Here is a 15,603-nt window from a genome sequence, read left to right as displayed (position 1 = left end):
AAATGGGGTTACTACCTGGCCGCGTGGAGCGGCTGATCTCCCCTGAGGCCGCGATAGGCCTCGAGCGCGCGTTCGCGCGCCGCCGAATGCCCCACGATCGGTTCCCCATAGAGACGCCTGGCCGCGCCGTTCAGTTGCGCCGCGGCCTTCCAGGGCTCGTGGATCGTCGCGTCGGGCAGGCCGACCAGTTCCGGGATCCAGCGGCGGACATAGGTCCCGGCGGGGTCGAACTTCTGGCCCTGGGCGATGGGGTTGAAGATCCGGAAATAGGGCGCGGCGTCGGCCCCGCCGCCGGCCACCCACTGCCAGTTGCCGACATTGTTGGCCAGGTCGGCGTCGACAAGCGTGTCCCAGAACCAGGCCTCGCCCCGGCGCCAGTCGACCAGCAGGTGCTTGACCAGGAACGAGGCGGCGATCATCCGCACGCGGTTGTGCATGAAGCCGGTGGCCCACAGCTCGCGCATGCCGGCGTCGACGATCGGATAGCCGGTCTCGCCCCGCGTCCAGGCCTCGAAGCCGGCGTGGTCGCTCACCCAGGGAAAGGCGTCGAACTCGGGCCGGAAGCTGGTCTTCGGCAGGTCGGGATGGTGGAACAGGATCGCGTGGTTGAACTCCCGCCAGCCGATCTCGGACAGGAACTTCTCGATCTGGCCGGCGGGGGCGTCGCCCGCCTCGACGGCGTTGCGGGCGGCGACCCAGATCTGGCGCGGGCCGATCTCGCCGAAATGCAGGTGTGGCGACAGGCGCGAGGTGGCCTCGACGCCCGGCAGATCGCGCTTGCGCTGGTAGTCGTCGACCGGGCCCGACAGGAAGTCGTCCAGCCGCTCCCGCGCGCCGGCCTCGCCGGGCGTCCACAGGTCGAAGCCCTTGGACCAGTCGGGCCTCGTCGGATGCAGCTTCCAGCCCGCCAGCGCCTCGGTGCGCGGCCAGTGCTCGGGCGCGGCCAGGGCCTTGGGCGCGGGCTCGACATGGACCTGGTGCAGATGCTCCCGCGCCGCGCGCCAGTAGGGCGTGAACACCTTGTAGGGCTGGCCGGCGCCGTTCCTCACCGTCCAGGGCTCGTTCAGCAGGCCGGCGTCGAAGCTTTCGCAGGCGACGCCTTCGTCCTTCAGCCAGGCCTTGATGTCGGTGTCGCGGTCGACCGCTGCGGCGTCGTAGAGGCGGTTCCAGACCACGGCCGCGGGCTGGGCGTGGGCGACGACCTCCGCCAGCACCTCGCGCGCCGGGCCGCGCCGCAGGATCAGCTGCGAGCCGATCGCATCCAGCGAGGCGGCCAGGGCGGCCAGCGACTTGTCGAGCCACCACAGGGACGCCCCGCCCATCGGTCGCACGCCGGGCGTCTGGTCCAGGATGTAGAGCGGGATCACCGGCCGGCCGGTCGCCGCCGCGGCGGCGAGGGCGGGGTTGTCGGCCAGGCGCAGGTCGTTGCGCAGCCAGACGATGACAGGGCCGTCCCGATCGATCCGCACGTTCACTCCGACGCCCAGTCCAACACCTTGTTCCTGTCGCCCCCTGTGCCATAACGCGGATCATGTCCAGACGCGTCATCCTCGTCACCGGCGGCGCCGGGTTCATCGGCTCCAACATCGTCGCCAAGCTGTGCGAGGACGACAGCCTCGACGTCGTGGTCTGCGACTGGCTGGGCGAGGCCGCCGAGAACAAGTGGAAGAACCTGGCCAAGTCGCCGATCGCCGACTTCGTTCCGCCCGAGGACCTGTTCGAGTGGCTGGCCGAGCGCGGCGACGAAGTCGAGCTGGTCATCCACATGGGCGCGATCTCGTCGACCACCGAGCCGGACGCCGACCTGATCGTGGAATCCAACTTCGTGCTGTCGCGCGACCTGTGGCGCTGGTGCGCCCAGCACAAGCGGCGGCTGATCTACGCCTCGTCGGCGGCCACCTACGGCGACGGCCAGCAGGGCTTCGACGGCAAGGACGACATCGAAAGCCTCAAGGCCCTGCGGCCGCTGAACGCCTACGGCTGGTCCAAGGCCCTGTTCGACATCTACGCCGTACGCGAAGCCGCCCGCGGCCATGCGCCGGCCCAATGGGTGGGGCTGAAGTTCTTCAACGTCTACGGGCCCAACGAGCAGCACAAGGGCGGCATGAAGTCGGTCGTCTGCCAAATCTGGCCGCAGGTGGCCGAAGGGCAGGGCGTGAAGCTCTTCAAGTCGCACCACCCCGACTACGAAGACGGCGGCCAGCTGCGCGACTTCGTCTATGTGCGCGACGTGGCCGACGTGGTCGCCTGGCTGGCCAAGAGCCCGCACGTCAACGGCGTCTACAACCTGGGTTCGGGCAAGGCCCGTTCGTTCAAGGCCCTGGCCGAGGCGACATTCCGCGCCATCGGCCGCGAGCCCGACATCGACTATTTCGACATGCCCGAAGTGCTGCGCGGCAAGTACCAGTACTTCACCCAGGCCGACATGAGCCGCCTGCGCGCCGCCGGCTACAACGCGCCGATGACCTCGCTGGAGGACGGCGTCGAGGACTATGTGGCCGGGTTCCTGAACACCGACGATCCCTATCGCTGATCGGCCCGCGCCTGACGTCAGGTCACACTTGCCGACCCCTTCCGCGAGCGTAAGCTAACCGCTGATAAGTCGCCGAAACGGGCGATGGTCAGGGAGTGGAACATGGTCGGCATCGCCGCCTGGGGCGCCTATGCGCCGCGTCTTCGGCTCAGCCGCAAGGCGGTCACCGAGGCCAACGCCTGGGTCGCGCCGAACCTGCGGGCCAAGGCCAACGGCGAGCGGTCCATGGCCAACTGGGACGAGGACGCCTTGACCATGGCGGTTGAGGCGGCCCGCGACGCCTTGGGACCGGACGACGACCGCTCGGCCGTCGACGCCCTCTATTTCGCTTCGACCACGGCGCCGTTCGTCGATCGCCAGAACGCCGGCATCGTCGCCGCCGCCCTGACCCTGGAGACGTCGATCGCTTCGGCCGACGTCACCGGCTCGCAGCGCTGCGGCCTCTCGGCCCTGGGCCAGGCCCTGGCGGCAGTGAAGGGCGGGGCGGCCCGGCGCGCCCTGGTGGCGACCGGCGAGCACCGGCGGGCCCGGGCGGCCTCGACCCAGGAGCTGGACAACGGCGACGGCGCGGCGGCCTTCGTGATCGACGCCGAGGGCGGCGTCGCCGAGTTCCTGGGCCAGGGCAGCGTCACCGACGACTTCGTCGACCACTTCCGCGGCGCCGACAGCGACTTCGACTATGCCTGGGAGGAGCGCTGGATCCGCGACGAGGGCATCGTCAAGCTGGTCCCGCCGGCCATCCGCCGGGCGCTGGAGGTTTCGGGCCTAAACACCTCCGACGTCTCGCATTTCTGCTTCCCATCGACCTTCTCCGGCATGGCCGCCAGTCTGGCCAAGGCGGTCGGGATCGCCCCCGAGGCGGTGCGCGACAACCTGGCCCTGACCCTGGGCGAGGCCGGCAGCGCTCACGGGCCGCTGATGCTGGCCCACGCCCTGGAGCAGGCCAAGCCGGGCGAGGTGATCCTGGTCGCCCAGTTCGGCCAGGGCGCCGAGGCCCTGGTGTTCCGCGTCGGCGACGGCGTCGGGAACAACCGCCCGGCGCGCGGCGTCGCGGGCTCGCTGGCCGATCGAAAAGACGAGACCAACTATCTGAAATTCCTGACCTTCAACGGCCTGGTCGAATGGGACAAGGGCATGCGGGCCGAGAAGGACAACAAGACGGCCCTGACCACCCTCTACCGCAACCAGGACATGATCCTGGGCCTGGTCGGCGGCCGCTGCCGCGAGACCGGCGTGGTCCAGTTCCCGCGCACCCGCATCTCGGTGGCCCCCAACAATCCCGGCGTCGACACCCAGGAGCCGTACCGCTTCGCCGAGCGCAAGGCGTCGGTCCTCAGTTACTCGGCCGACTACCTGACCTTCTCCATGAGCCCGCCCAACCACTACGGCATGATCGTCTTCGAGGGCGGCGGGCGGATCATGATGGACATCACCGACGTCGAGCCCGGCGAGGTCGACAGCGGCCTGCCGGTCAAGATGGTGTTCCGCATCAAGGACGTCGACGAGAAACGGGGCTTCGTCCGCTATTTCTGGAAGGCCGCCCCCGACCGCGCGGCCATGGCCAAGAACACCGCCCTGGCGGCGGAATAGGGAGCATCACCATGGCCAAGGGCATCCGCGACAAGGTCGCCATCCTGGGGATGGGCTGCAGCAAGTTCGGCGAGCGTTGGGACGCCGGGCCCGACGACCTGATGGTCGAGGCCTATGTCGAGGCGATGCAGGACGCCGGCATCGAGCCCAGTCAGCTGGACGCGGCCTGGTTCTCGACCCACATCGACGAGCTCGGGACCGGCAAGGGCGGCACGCCGCTGTCGATCGCCCTGCGCCTGCCCAACATCGCCGTCACCCGGGTGGAGAACTTCTGCGCCTCGGGCTCCGAGGCCTTCCGGGGCGCGGTCTACGCCGTGGCGGCGGGGGCGGCCGACATCGCCATCGCCGTGGGCGTGGAGAAACTGAAGGACACCGGCTACGGCGGCCTGCCGGTCGGCAATCCCGGCACGCTGGCGCCGCAGGTCATCCCCAACGGCTCGGCTCCCGGCAACTTCGCCCAGCTGGCCAGCGCCTACCGCGCCAAGCACGGGGTCTCGCGCGAGGATCTCAAGCGGGCCATCGCCCACGTTTCGGTCAAGAGCCACGCCAACGGCGCCAAGAACCGCAAGGCCCACCTGCAGAAGGCGGTGACGGTGGAGCAGGTGCTGAACGCCCCGATGATCGCCGAGCCGCTGGGCCTGTTCGACTGCTGCGGCGTGTCGGACGGGGCGGCCGCCGCCATCGTCACCACGCCCGAGATCGCGCGGTCGCTGGGCAAGCGCGACCTGATCACGGTCAAGGCCCTGCAGCTGTCGGTCTCCAACGGCTACGAGAGCCAGTACAACGGCTGGGACGGCAGCCACTTCCACACCGCCCGCATCGCCGCCGGCAAGGCTTATCGCGAGGCCGGCATCGAGCGCCCGCGCGAGCAGATCTCGATGATGGAGGTGCACGACTGCTTCTCGATCACCGAGCTGGTGACCATGGAGGACCTGTTCATCTCGCCCGAGGGCCAGGGCTGGCGCGACGTGCTGGACGGCTTCTACGACGCCGACGGCGGCCTGCCGTGCCAGATCGACGGCGGGCTGAAATGCTTCGGCCACCCGATCGGGGCCTCGGGCCTGCGCATGCTCTACGAGATGTACCTGCAGCTGCAGGGACGGGCCGGCGAGCGCCAGCTGAAGGACCCGGTGTTCGGCATGACGCACAATCTGGGCGGCGCGCCGGCCAGCAACGTCTGCTCGGTGGCGATCATCGGACAGGAAGGCGCGTAAGGGGTTCCGCGCCGGCTCGCGCCTTGGCCCGGCTTCGTGTAACGAGGGGCCATGGCCGAGCGGTTCAAGGGTTTCAAGCATTGGATCTTCGCGGGGACGGTCCTGTTCCTGGCGATGGTCGTGTCGGCGGCGTTCTACTGGCGCTACGACATCCTGCGCACCACCCTCGACCCCAAGATCCCGTTCCAGACCTACGACCCGCCGCCGGCCCCGAACTACGCCAAGCCCGACGCCTGGGCCCTGCGGCCGCAGCGTGACGCGGCGGCCCGCGTGACGGCCGACGTCTTTTTCGTCCACCCCACCAGCTATGACGGCGGCCGCGACTGGAACGCGCCGTTCGACCAGCCCAAGGCCGAGCGCGACCTGTCCCGGGTGATGCTGCCCAACTACGCCGCGCCGTTCGCGCGGGTCGGGCGGATCTTCGCGCCGCACTATCGCCAAGCCAGCCTCTACACCTTCCTGACCCTGCGCGACGACGCCCGGGACGCCCGGCGCTTCGCCTATGACGATGTCCGCGACGCCTTCCGCTACTACCTCGAGCACGACAACGGCGGCCGGCCGCTGGTGCTGGTCGGGGTGGAGCAAGGCGGGGTCCTGGCCGATCGCCTGCTGAAGGAGGAGATCGTCCCCGACGCGGCGCTGCGCCGGCGCCTGGCCGGGGTCTATCTGATCGAGACCGTGGTCCCGGCCGACGCCTTCGGGCCCGACGCGCCCACGCCGGCTTGCGCCGGCCGTAACGAGGCCGGTTGCGTGGTCGCCTGGGCGTCGCTGACCGACGGCGACTTCCAGCGCGCCCAGGAACTGTCCAACCGCTCGCTGGTCTGGAACCGGGACGGCGAACTGGTCACGATCGACGGCCGGGCGCCGCTGTGCGTCAACCCGCTGCTAGGCGCCCGCAACGAGATCCGCGCCCCGGCCAAGCTGAACCTGGGCGCGGCCAACGCCACGGGGCTCGAGTGGGGCTCGCGTCCCGCCCTGCTGAAGCGCCAGGTCTGGGCGCAGTGCGAGAACGGCCTGCTGCACACGGGCCGGCCCAAGTCGACCTCTCTGCGCGACAGCGGGTCCTGGACCGACCGGCGCAAGGTCGACGGCTTCAACCTGTTCTGGGCCGACATCGAGGCCGACGCCCTGGCGCGCGTGGCGGCGCTGAAGGCGCGGTCCGCGACGGCGACCGTCCCTCAATAGTCATCCCCCAAATCCGCTCATCCCGGCGAATGCCGGGACCCAGATCCCATAGCGGCGCAGTCGATTGGATGGGCTCTGAGGGCTTGGCGTCAGCCTCAAAGCCATTCCATCTGGATCCCGGCATTCGCCGGGATGAGCGGAGGAGAGGGTCTCACCGGGAAGGCGCGCCTTCAGATTGCAGCGCTCCCAAACCCCAGTAGCCGGGTTGATCGATCGCGACCTGGTCCACCAGGGTGGCCTTCAGATGCGCCAGGACCGCCGGATCCAGCGGCGCCAGGCGGCCGTCGCGAAGCCGGGCGCAGAGCTCGGCGTTCAGGGCCTCGAAGTCGCCGTCCCGCCCCAGCAGGGTCCGCAGCCGCGCGACCGCCGCCGCCTCGGCCGCGGGGCCCAGGGCGGCTTCGCGTTCGAGGGTGGCGCGGGCGTTGTCGGCGACCCGGGCGATGAAGGCGGCGCGGGCGTCGCCGGGCGGGCCCGCCTCGACGCCGGCCAAGGCCTCGGTCAGTTCGGCGGCGGTCGGGTGGGTGATCATGCGGCCTGCTCCATCAGCAGCACCAGGTCGATCTCGGTCTCGCTGGCCCGACGGCCGATCATCGCCCGTTCGATCGAGCGGTCGGCGCCGCTGGCGAAGCTGGCGTACATCATCAGGCACATGACGCCCCATTTCAGCGAGCCCAGGGCCTGCCAGAACAGCAGCCGGTCCAGCGACACCGGCTCGCCCCCGGCCGCGGCGTGGCCGTCCAGCAGGTCCTGGTAGTCGCCAAAGCCGCCCACCGGTCGTCGCCATTCGCCGAACCGCCAGGAATTGACGCAGATCCAGCCCAGGTCCTCGGCCGGGTCGCCCAGGTGGGCCAGCTCCCAGTCCAGCACCCCCACCAGGCCCCCTTTGGGGGACGGGGCGGGCGAGATCATCAGGTTGCCGTTCCGGAAGTCGCCGTGCACCAGCACCGGACGCTGCAGCGGCGGCGGGGCGCGCTCCTCCAGCCAGCGGAAGGCCGCCTCGAACACCGGCCGCCGGGCGCCGGACTGGCGGTAGACGGTCTCGTAGCGCGCCAGTTCGCTGGCGGCGTCCGACACGTTCAGGGGCGGCAGGCCGTCCAGGGGCGTGGCGTGGATCGTCGCCAGCACCTCGCCGCAGCGCCGGGCCAGGCCAGGACGGACGGCGGCGAAGGCCTCGTCGCGCACGATCCGCTTGCCCAGGGTCTCGCCCGACAGCCGGCGCATGACGTAGGCCTCGCCCAGGCCATCGGCGGGCTCGCAGACGCGGACGACTTCAGGCACGGGCGCGCCGCGCGGGCCGACGGCGGCCTGCAGGGCGGCCTCGGTCGACAGGGGCAGGGCGGCGGCGCTCATCGCCCCGCCCGGCGGCCGCCGGCGCAGGATCAAGGGTGTGCCGTCGTCGAGGTCGAAGGTCCAGGTCTCCTGGCTGGCCCCGCCCGACAGCCGGCGGACATTCAGCGCCGCCGTCGCGGCGGCGGACAGGCGCGGGGCCAGGGCGGAAAGGGCGGCGGAGACGTCCATGTCGCCAGCCTCCCTCGCTTCACCCAGCGTCATTCAAGGGGGAGGCGGCCTTCCAGTCGAACAGCTCCTGCAGGGTCCGCACCGCCTGGCCGCGCGGGCTGGTCAGGTCGGGGTCGCGGGCCAGGATCAGCCGGGCGTCGTCGGCCGCCGCGGCGATCAGGTCGCGATGGGCGACAGGGTCGGCCAGGCGGTAGGCGGGGAAGCCGCTCTGCTTGAGGCCCAGCGGGTCGCCGCCGCCGCGCAGCTCCAGGTCCTTCTCGGCGATCTCGAAGCCGTCGTCGCTTCGGCGCAGGATGTCCAGCCGCTGCTGGGCGGTCTCCGACAGCGGCGGGGCGTAGAGCAGCACGCACGAGCTCTCGCGCGCCCCGCGCCCCACGCGCCCGCGCAGCTGGTGCAGTTGGGCCAGGCCGAAGCGGTCGGCGTGCTCGATGACCATGATGCTGGCGTTGGGCACATTGACCCCGACCTCGACCACGGTGGTGGCGACCAGGACGCTGACCTCGCCGTCGACGAAGGCCTGCATCACCGCGTCCTTCTCGGCGGCCGGCATCTGGCCGTGGACCAGGCCGACGCTGGGGCCGATCGCCTGGCGCAGGGAGGCGGCGCGCATCTCGGCGTCGCGCAGGTCGATCTTTTCGGACTCAGACACCAGCGGGCAGATCCAGAAAGCCTGGGCGCCGGCTTCCGAGGCGGCCTTCAGCCGGGCGATGATCTCGGGGATGCGCGGGGTGGGCACGGCGCGGGTGGCGACGGGCGTGCGGCCTGGCGGCTTCTCGTCGATCCGCGAGACGTCCAGGTCGCCGAACACCGTCAGCTCCAGGGTGCGCGGGATCGGCGTGGCCGACATAGCGACTAGGTGGGTGCCTTCTCCCTTGTCCTGCAGGCGCTTCCTCTCATTGACGCCGAAGCGGTGCTGCTCGTCGATGATGGTCAGGCCCAGGGCCTTGAAGGCGACGTCGTCCTGGAACAGGGCGTGGGTGCCCACGGCCACGGCGGCCGAGCCGTCGGCCAGCTTGGCCAGCTTCGAGGCGCGGACCGAGCCCTTGTCGCGGCCGGTCAGCAGGATCACCGCCAGGCCTTGGGCCTCCAGCGGCGGGGCCAGGGTCTCGTAGTGCTGGCGGGCCAGGATCTCGGTCGGGGCCATCAGGGCCGACTGCAGGCCGCTGGAAGCGGCGTCGGCCATGGCCAGCATGGCCACCACCGTCTTGCCCGACCCGACGTCGCCCTGCAGCAGCCGGGCCATGCGCTCGCCGCTGGCCATGTCGCCGCGCACTTCCGACAGGGCGCGAATCTGGGCGCCGGTCAGCTTGAAGGGCAGGGCCTTCTCGACGGCGTCGGACAGGTCGCCGGCGACGATGCGCGGGGCGGGGTGCGAGCGCTTGCCGGCCTTGCGCTGGGCCAGGGCCAGCTGGTGGGCCAGCAATTCGTCGAAGGCCAGTCGGCGGCGGGCGACCGACATCGGGGACAGGTCGATCTCGGCCTGCGGGTTGTGGACCAGGGCCAGGGCCTCGCGCCAGCCCGGGAAGCCGCTCTTGGCCAGCCAGGCGGGGTCCTGCCACTCGGGCAGGGCGGCGGCGCGCTCAAGGGCCTCCTGGGCGAACTTGCGGAAGGTGCGCGAGGGCAGGCCCGCCGTGGCCGGATAGACCGGCTCGACGGCCGGGATCTCGCCGGCCTTCTCCGCGTCCAGCAGATAGTCCGGATGGGCGATCTGGATCTCGGATCCGAAGCGCTCGACCTTGCCGCTGACGGCCCGCTTGGCGCCGACGGGATGCTGGCGCTCCAGGTGAGGGCCGTGGCCCTTGAACCAGGTCAGGGTGACGAAACCGTGCTCGTCCCAGGTCCGGACCCGCCAGGGCTGGCCCGAGCGCTGCGGCGGCAGGTGGGCGTCGATGGTGACCAGGAAGGTCTGGACCTGGCCGTCCACGGCGCGGTCGCTGGTGGTCACCGTCCGGCGGATCAGGCCCTGGGGCGTCGTGAACAGCACGTCGCGCACGATCGGCCCCGCCAGGCGCTCGACCAGCGGCGCGACGCGCGGCCCCACGCCCTTCAGCGTGGAGACCGGCGTGAACAGCGGAAAGAGAATCTCGGGGCGCATGCTGACGCCACCATAGCGAAGCCTGCGCCGGATGTGGACGCCGCCGATGTTCTCTTTTCGTACTTGATGGCGAAGGGAAGCTCGACCGTACGAGGTCGGACGGATCCCGGGGCGACGATTCTGTCGGCCGTGGGATCCTGGAAGGGCCTATTCGCCCTTGTTCATGACCGGCCGGACGGCCGCCACGATGTCCTGCAGCTCATCCGAGCGCGAGGCGCCCGAGACGTTCAGGCGGGTGTAGAGATACTCGGCCTTGTGCTTCAGCGAGGCCTCGGGGAAGCGGTTGCCGGCCCCGTGCAGGTTGTTGGCCTCGCCCGCGTAGACGACGGTCCCCGCCGCATCGACGAAGACGAAATTGCCGGCGATGGTCGTCCGGGGATCGCGATCCTCGGCCAGCTTGTAACGGTAGACAGCGCCCGAAGCGCCTTGCAGATCGATATAGGGTTTCACAGGACCTCGCCTCACAGCACACGGCGTCGGCGGAGAGGAGGTGAGGGGCGCCGGAGGCCAAATTATGACCTTAGGCCGCTCACCTTGCTGAGGAATCGCCGCGTGCGCTCTTCCTTAGGCGAACCGAGCACGGCGGCGGAAGGGCCTTGTTCAATAATAACGCCGTCATCCATGAAGAGCGTCCGATCGGCCACATCGCGGGCGAAGTCCATCTGGTGGGTCACGATGACCATGGTGCGCTTCTCGGCGGCCAGGTCGCGGATCACCGTCAGCACCTCGCCGACCAGTTCCGGATCGAGCGCCGAGGTCGGTTCGTCGAAGAGGATGACCTCCGGGTCCATGGCCAGGGCGCGGGCGATGGCGCAGCGCTGCTGCTGGCCGCCGGACAGCTCGCGCGGATAGGCGTCGACCCGGTGGGCCAGGCCCACCTTGGTCAGCAGGGCGCGGGCCTTGCCGTGGGCTTCGCCCGGCTTGACGCCACGCACCACGATCAGGCCCTCGGCCACGTTCTGCAGGGCCGTGCGGTGCGGGAAGAGGTTGAAGCTCTGGAAGACGAAGCCGACCCGGCCCTTCAGGGCGCGGGCCAGCGGCGGCTTGGATCCGGCCGTCACGCCGGCCACGGTCAGGGTTCCGCCGTCGATGACCTCCAGCCCGGCCAGACAGCGCAGCAGGGTGCTCTTGCCCGAGCCGCTGGGGCCGATGACCGCGACGGTCTCGCCGGGCGTGACCGTCAGGTCCACGCCGTTGACGACTGTGGTCGCGCCGAAGCGCTTGACCAGGCCCTTGGCGTCGATCGCGCTCATCTGCGGCCCTCCGCGCGGCGTTCCAGCCGGGTTTGGCCCAGGGCCAGCAGGCTGGACAGGACCCAGTAGACGGCGGCGGCCGCCAGATACATGGCGAAGATCTCGTAGGTGCGGGCGGTGATCAGCTGGGCCTGGCGGAACAGCTCGGGCACCTGGATCGTGGCGGCCAGGGAGGTGTCCTTGACCAGGCTGATGAAGCTGTTGGACAGGGGCGCGACGGCGGTGCGGGCGGCCTGGGGCAGGATCACCCGGCGCAGGGTCTGGCCGCGGCTCATGCCCAGCACGCTGGCGGCCTCCCACTGGCCCTTGTCGACGGCGGCGATGGCGCTGCGCAGGATTTCGCCGGCATAGGCGCCGATATTGATCGAGAAGCCGATCCCGGCGGCCAGCAGCGGCGGCAGCTCGATCCCCAACTGCGGTAGACCGTAATAGATCAGGAACAGCTGCACCAGCAGCGGCGTGCCCCGGATCGCCGAGACATAGACCGCCGCCGGCCAACGCAGCAGCGGGCTGCGCGACAGCCGCATCAGGGCCAGGCCGAAGCCGATCACCAGGCCCACGCCCATGCCGATCACGCTGAGCAGCACGGTGTAGACCGCGCCCTTCAGCAGCAGCGGGGCGGACTGGGCGACGAGGTCGAGGGCGGGGTTCATGGGCCGACGACGGGGAACACGGACAGGGACATGAGCCCGATCCTAGCGTGGGATATCACTTCGTCACGTCCTGCCCGAACCACTTGGTCGAGATGGCGGCCAGCTGGCCGTTGGCGCGCAGGGCGTCGATGGCCTGGTCGATCGTCACCTTCAGGGCCGGGTCGCGCAGCATGGCCACGCCCATGCCCTGGCTGGCGAACGGCGGGCCCGAGGCCTCGAAGTCCGGCGTGGTCTTGACGAAGTCGGCGGCCACCAACCGATCGTTGAGCACGGCGTCGATGCGGCCGGCCTTCAGGTCCTGGTACTTGGTGGGGTCGTCGTCATAGGTGCGGACGACGGCCTTGGGGGCGTTCTTGCGCAGCCAGCTCTCGTAGTTGGTGCCCAGGCCCACGCCCACCTTCTTGCCGGCCAGGTCGGCGGGGGCGGCGATGCCGGTCTGGCCCTTGCGGACGATGATCTGGATGCCCGAGACCGTATAGGGCCGCGAGAAGTCGTACTTGGCCGCCCGCTCGGGGGTGATGGTGATCTGGTTGATCACCACGTCGATGCGCTTGGATTCCAGCGCGCCCAGCAGGCCGGCGAACGGCGAGGGGTGGAACTCGGCCTTGACGCCCATCTGGGCGGCCAGGGCCTTGGCGAAGTCGACCTCGAAGCCGGCCAGCTGGCCGTCCTTGTCCTGGAAGTTGAACGGCGGATAGGTGCCTTCCAGCCCGACGCGCAGGACCTTGGTCGATTCGACGCGTTTGAGGCCTGTCTCGGTCACGTCGCCGGTCTTGCCCCCGCAGGCGGCCAGGGCGCCGAGGCCGAGCGCGACGGCGCCCACGCCCAGGGCGGTCAGGAATTCACGACGAGCGGGGAATCGCATGCGAAGCCTCGAAAGACGAAAGTCAGGCGCGCATTTCTATACGCCCCACGCGCCGCCGCCAGAGGCAAGCGTCGCCGGGAGCGCGCCGGACCCAACCTGACCGAGATTTAACCTGACGGCCGCTCCCCGGTCTGGCTTCCTGCGAGGCTGCGTAACCCACCGGGGGATTCCATGGTTCTGTTCGATCCGGCCGCGGCGACGGCCGCCTATCTGGCGCAGTTGCCGCCCGAGGCCCACGCCAAGGCCACGGCCTACACCCAGGGCGGCCACTGGCTGCTGTTGTGGGGCTTCCTGGTCTCGGTCCTGGTGTCGTTCCTGATCGTGCGCAGCGGCGTGCTGGTCGGGCTGCGCCGCCGGATGGAGCGGCGCAAGCCGCGGCCCGTGCTGGTCAGCCTGGCGGTCGGGGTTGTCTACCTGCTGATCGACGGCGTCCTGAGCCTGCCTTGGTCGGCCTATGCCGGCTGGTGGCGGCAGAAGCAGTACGGCCTGACCAGCCAGGCGTTCGGCGGCTGGCTGGGCGAGAACGCGATCAGCCTGGCGATCAGCGCGGTGGCGTTCGGCCTGTTCCTGACGGCGCTCTACGCCCTGATCCGCAGGGTGCCGCGCACCTGGTGGCTGTGGAGCGGCGGTCTGACGGCCGTCTTCATCACCATCCTGATGGTGCTGTCGCCGATCTATATCGAGCCGATCTTCAACCACTACACGCCCGCGCCGGCCGGCCCCGTGCGCGACCAGGTCGTGGCCATGGCCAAGGCCAACGGCATCCCGGCCGACAAGATCTTCGTCTACAACGGCTCCAAGCAGTCCAACGCCTACACCGCCAACGTCTCGGGCCTGTTCGGCTCGGCGCGGGTGGCGATGAGCGACACCATGTTCAAGCAGGGCGCGGACCTGGCCGAGGTGCGCGGCGTCGTCGGCCACGAGATGGGCCACTACGCCCACTACCACTCGCTGTGGATCGCCGGGGTGATGAGCCTGCTGGCCATCGTGTCGTTCTTCCTGGTCGACCGCCTGTTCGCGCCGGTCTGCGCCCTGCTGGGCGGCGACACGATCAAGGGCCTGGCCGATCCGGCCGGCCTGCCGGTGCTGAGCGTGATCCTGGCGGTGCTGTCCCTGCTGGGCACGCCGGTGACCAACAGCCTGATCCGCATCGCCGAGAGCGACGCCGACCACTACAGCCTCGAGCACTTCAACGAGCCGGACGGCCTGTCCAAGGCCCTGGTCAAGACCATCGAGTACCGCGCGGCCACGCCCAGCCGCCTGGAGGAGGTGCTGTTCTACGACCACCCGGCCGTGGGCGCCCGCATCCGCCGGGCCATGGACTGGAAGGCGGCCCATCCGAAGGCGGAATAGGCGAAATAGGGCCGGGGACACGCACAAGCGCATGTCCCCGGCCGCTACCGCTTGCGGACGAACACCGTGCCCGCCGAATAGCCCGCGCCGAAGCTGCAGATCAGGCCGGTGTCGCCCGGCTTGAAGTCGTCGTTGGCGGTGTGGAAGGCGATGATCGAGCCGGCCGAGCTGGTGTTGGCGTAGGTGTCCAGGATGATCACGTTCTCGCCGGGGGCGGGATCGCGGCCCAGCACCTTGCGGCCGATCATCTCGTTCATGTTGATGTTGGCCTGGTGCAGCCACAGGCGCTTTAGCCCCGTCGGCTCCACGCCGATGTCGCCGGCGTGTTCGACGATCATCTCGCTGACCATCGGCACCACCTCGCGGAACACCTTGCGGCCTTCCTGCACGAACAGCTTGTCCCGCGCGCCGATCCCTTCCGGGGCCGCGCGGTTCAGGAAGCCGAAGTTGTTGCGGATGTTGTTGGAGAACTGGGTCTTCAGCCGCGTGCCCAGGATCTCCCAGCCGCCCTCGGCCTGGCTTTCCTCTTCCAGGATCACGGCCGTGGCCACGTCGCCGAAGATGAAGTGGCTGTCGCGGTCGGTGAAGTTCAGGTGGCCCGAGCAGATCTCGGGATTGACCATCAGCACGGCCTTGGCGCTGCCGGTGGCGATGAAGTCGGCGGCGGTCTTGATGCCGAAGGTGGCCGACGAGCAGGCGACGTTCATGTCGAAGGCGAAGCCCTCGATGCCCAGGGCTTGCTGCACCTCGATGGCCATGGCCGGATAGGCGCGCTGCATGTTCGAGGCGGCGCAGATCACCGCGCCGATCTCCGAGGCCGGCTTGCCCCAGCGGGCGATGGCCTGCTTGGCGGCCTCGACGGCCATCTCGGCCAGGATCGAGATCTCCTCGTTCGGACGCTCGGGCAGGATCGGGCGCATGACCTCGGGATCGACGATCCCGGTCTTGTCCATCACGAAGCGCGACTTGATGCCCGAGGCCTTCTCGATGAACTCGGGCGAGGAGGGCAGCAGGGCCGTGACCTCGCCGGCGGCGATGGCCTCGGCGTTGGCGGCGTTGAAGCGCTCGACATATGTGTTGAAGGTCTCGACCAACTCGGTGTTCGAAACGCTGAACGGCGGGGTGTACAGCCCCGTGGCGACGATGACGGCTTTAGGCAAGGCGGCGATCCCGGTGACGTTGGCGAGCCTCCGCCAAGATTAAGGGGGGAGCGCCTTTCGGTTCTTGCCCGATCAATAGCACGCTTGGCGCAGCCGTCACGTTTCCCCGCGCGGCAGGAAGGTCACACCTCTCCGCTTTCGGGCCGGGAAGGGGAACGATTCCAAGCCGCCACAATCGCCACGG

The 15,603-nt window shown here is 70.0% G+C and carries 14 protein-coding genes; 5 read left to right on the top strand and 9 right to left on the bottom strand.

From position 1 onward, the window contains the following. Window positions 1-11: 11 nt before the first annotated feature. Window positions 12-1,469, bottom strand: a complete 1,458-nt coding sequence (locus tag BR39_RS0118405) for a deoxyribodipyrimidine photo-lyase (protein ID WP_029914902.1) — start codon at window positions 1,467-1,469, stop codon at window positions 12-14. A gap of 62 nt (window positions 1,470-1,531) precedes the next feature. Between BR39_RS0118405 and rfaD the strand changes: the two genes are divergently transcribed. The 4 genes from rfaD to BR39_RS0118385 all read left to right on the top strand — a co-directional run bounded on the left by rfaD (window position 1,532) and on the right by BR39_RS0118385 (window position 6,522). Next, window positions 1,532-2,533 carry an ADP-glyceromanno-heptose 6-epimerase gene (gene rfaD, locus BR39_RS0118400; protein ID WP_029914901.1) on the top strand — a complete coding sequence of 334 codons (1,002 nt, stop codon included), beginning with the start codon at window positions 1,532-1,534 and terminating at the stop codon, window positions 2,531-2,533. Window positions 2,534-2,635: 102 nt separating this feature from the next. Then, window positions 2,636-4,123: a hydroxymethylglutaryl-CoA synthase family protein gene (locus BR39_RS0118395; protein WP_029914899.1), complete on the top strand. Its 1,488-nt coding sequence runs from the start codon at window positions 2,636-2,638 to the stop codon at window positions 4,121-4,123. Between the two features lie 11 nt (window positions 4,124-4,134). Next, complete coding sequence (locus tag BR39_RS0118390) at window positions 4,135-5,337, top strand: acetyl-CoA acetyltransferase (RefSeq protein ID WP_029914897.1); 1,203 nt, start codon at window positions 4,135-4,137, stop codon at window positions 5,335-5,337. Between the two features lie 51 nt (window positions 5,338-5,388). After that, window positions 5,389-6,522 carry a DUF3089 domain-containing protein gene (locus BR39_RS0118385; RefSeq protein WP_029914896.1) on the top strand — a complete coding sequence of 378 codons (1,134 nt, stop codon included), beginning with the start codon at window positions 5,389-5,391 and terminating at the stop codon, window positions 6,520-6,522. Window positions 6,523-6,673: 151 nt separating this feature from the next. Here the strand turns inward: BR39_RS0118385 and BR39_RS0118380 are convergent, their stop codons facing one another. The 7 genes from BR39_RS0118380 to tcyJ form a co-directional block, all read right to left on the bottom strand. After that, window positions 6,674-7,051, bottom strand: coding sequence for a DUF6285 domain-containing protein (locus tag BR39_RS0118380; RefSeq protein WP_029914894.1), 378 nt, complete (start codon window positions 7,049-7,051; stop codon window positions 6,674-6,676). Next, window positions 7,048-8,040, bottom strand: a complete 993-nt coding sequence (locus BR39_RS0118375; RefSeq protein ID WP_029914892.1) for a phosphotransferase family protein — start codon at window positions 8,038-8,040, stop codon at window positions 7,048-7,050. Before BR39_RS0118375 ends, BR39_RS0118380 begins: the two co-directional genes overlap by 4 nt. Window positions 8,041-8,059: 19 nt before the next feature. Continuing rightward, a complete protein-coding gene (recG, locus tag BR39_RS0118370; RefSeq protein WP_029914890.1) occupies window positions 8,060-10,135 on the bottom strand; it encodes an ATP-dependent DNA helicase RecG in 2,076 nt (691 codons plus the stop codon). Between the two features lie 147 nt (window positions 10,136-10,282). Further along, window positions 10,283-10,585: a hypothetical protein gene (locus BR39_RS0118365; protein WP_029914888.1), complete on the bottom strand. Its 303-nt coding sequence runs from the start codon at window positions 10,583-10,585 to the stop codon at window positions 10,283-10,285. Between the two features lie 62 nt (window positions 10,586-10,647). After that, window positions 10,648-11,388 (bottom strand): amino acid ABC transporter ATP-binding protein, encoded by a 741-nt coding sequence (locus BR39_RS0118360; protein ID WP_029914885.1) that lies wholly within the window; start codon window positions 11,386-11,388, stop codon window positions 10,648-10,650. Then, entirely contained in the window at window positions 11,385-12,041 is a 657-nt protein-coding gene (gene tcyL, locus BR39_RS0118355) for a cystine ABC transporter permease (RefSeq protein ID WP_029914883.1), read from the bottom strand. Before tcyL ends, BR39_RS0118360 begins: the two co-directional genes overlap by 4 nt. Before the next feature lie 55 nt (window positions 12,042-12,096). Continuing rightward, window positions 12,097-12,906 carry a cystine ABC transporter substrate-binding protein gene (gene tcyJ / locus BR39_RS0118350; protein WP_029914881.1) on the bottom strand — a complete coding sequence of 270 codons (810 nt, stop codon included), beginning with the start codon at window positions 12,904-12,906 and terminating at the stop codon, window positions 12,097-12,099. A 171-nt stretch (window positions 12,907-13,077) separates the two neighbouring features. Between tcyJ and BR39_RS0118345 the strand changes: the two genes are divergently transcribed. Continuing rightward, window positions 13,078-14,259 (top strand): M48 family metallopeptidase, encoded by a 1,182-nt coding sequence (locus tag BR39_RS0118345; RefSeq protein ID WP_029914879.1) that lies wholly within the window; start codon window positions 13,078-13,080, stop codon window positions 14,257-14,259. A 44-nt stretch (window positions 14,260-14,303) separates the two neighbouring features. On the opposite strand, the gene BR39_RS0118340 is transcribed toward BR39_RS0118345, so the two are convergent. Beyond that, complete coding sequence (locus BR39_RS0118340; protein ID WP_029914878.1) at window positions 14,304-15,419, bottom strand: beta-ketoacyl-ACP synthase III; 1,116 nt, start codon at window positions 15,417-15,419, stop codon at window positions 14,304-14,306. Between the last annotated feature and the right edge of the window lie 184 nt (window positions 15,420-15,603).

It is taken from the genome of Caulobacter sp. UNC358MFTsu5.1, from assembly GCF_000712075.1.
Taxonomy (GTDB): domain Bacteria; phylum Pseudomonadota; class Alphaproteobacteria; order Caulobacterales; family Caulobacteraceae; genus Caulobacter.
The sequence above is the reverse complement of the archived record's forward strand: the minus strand, read 5'-3'. Positions and strand labels throughout refer to the sequence as shown.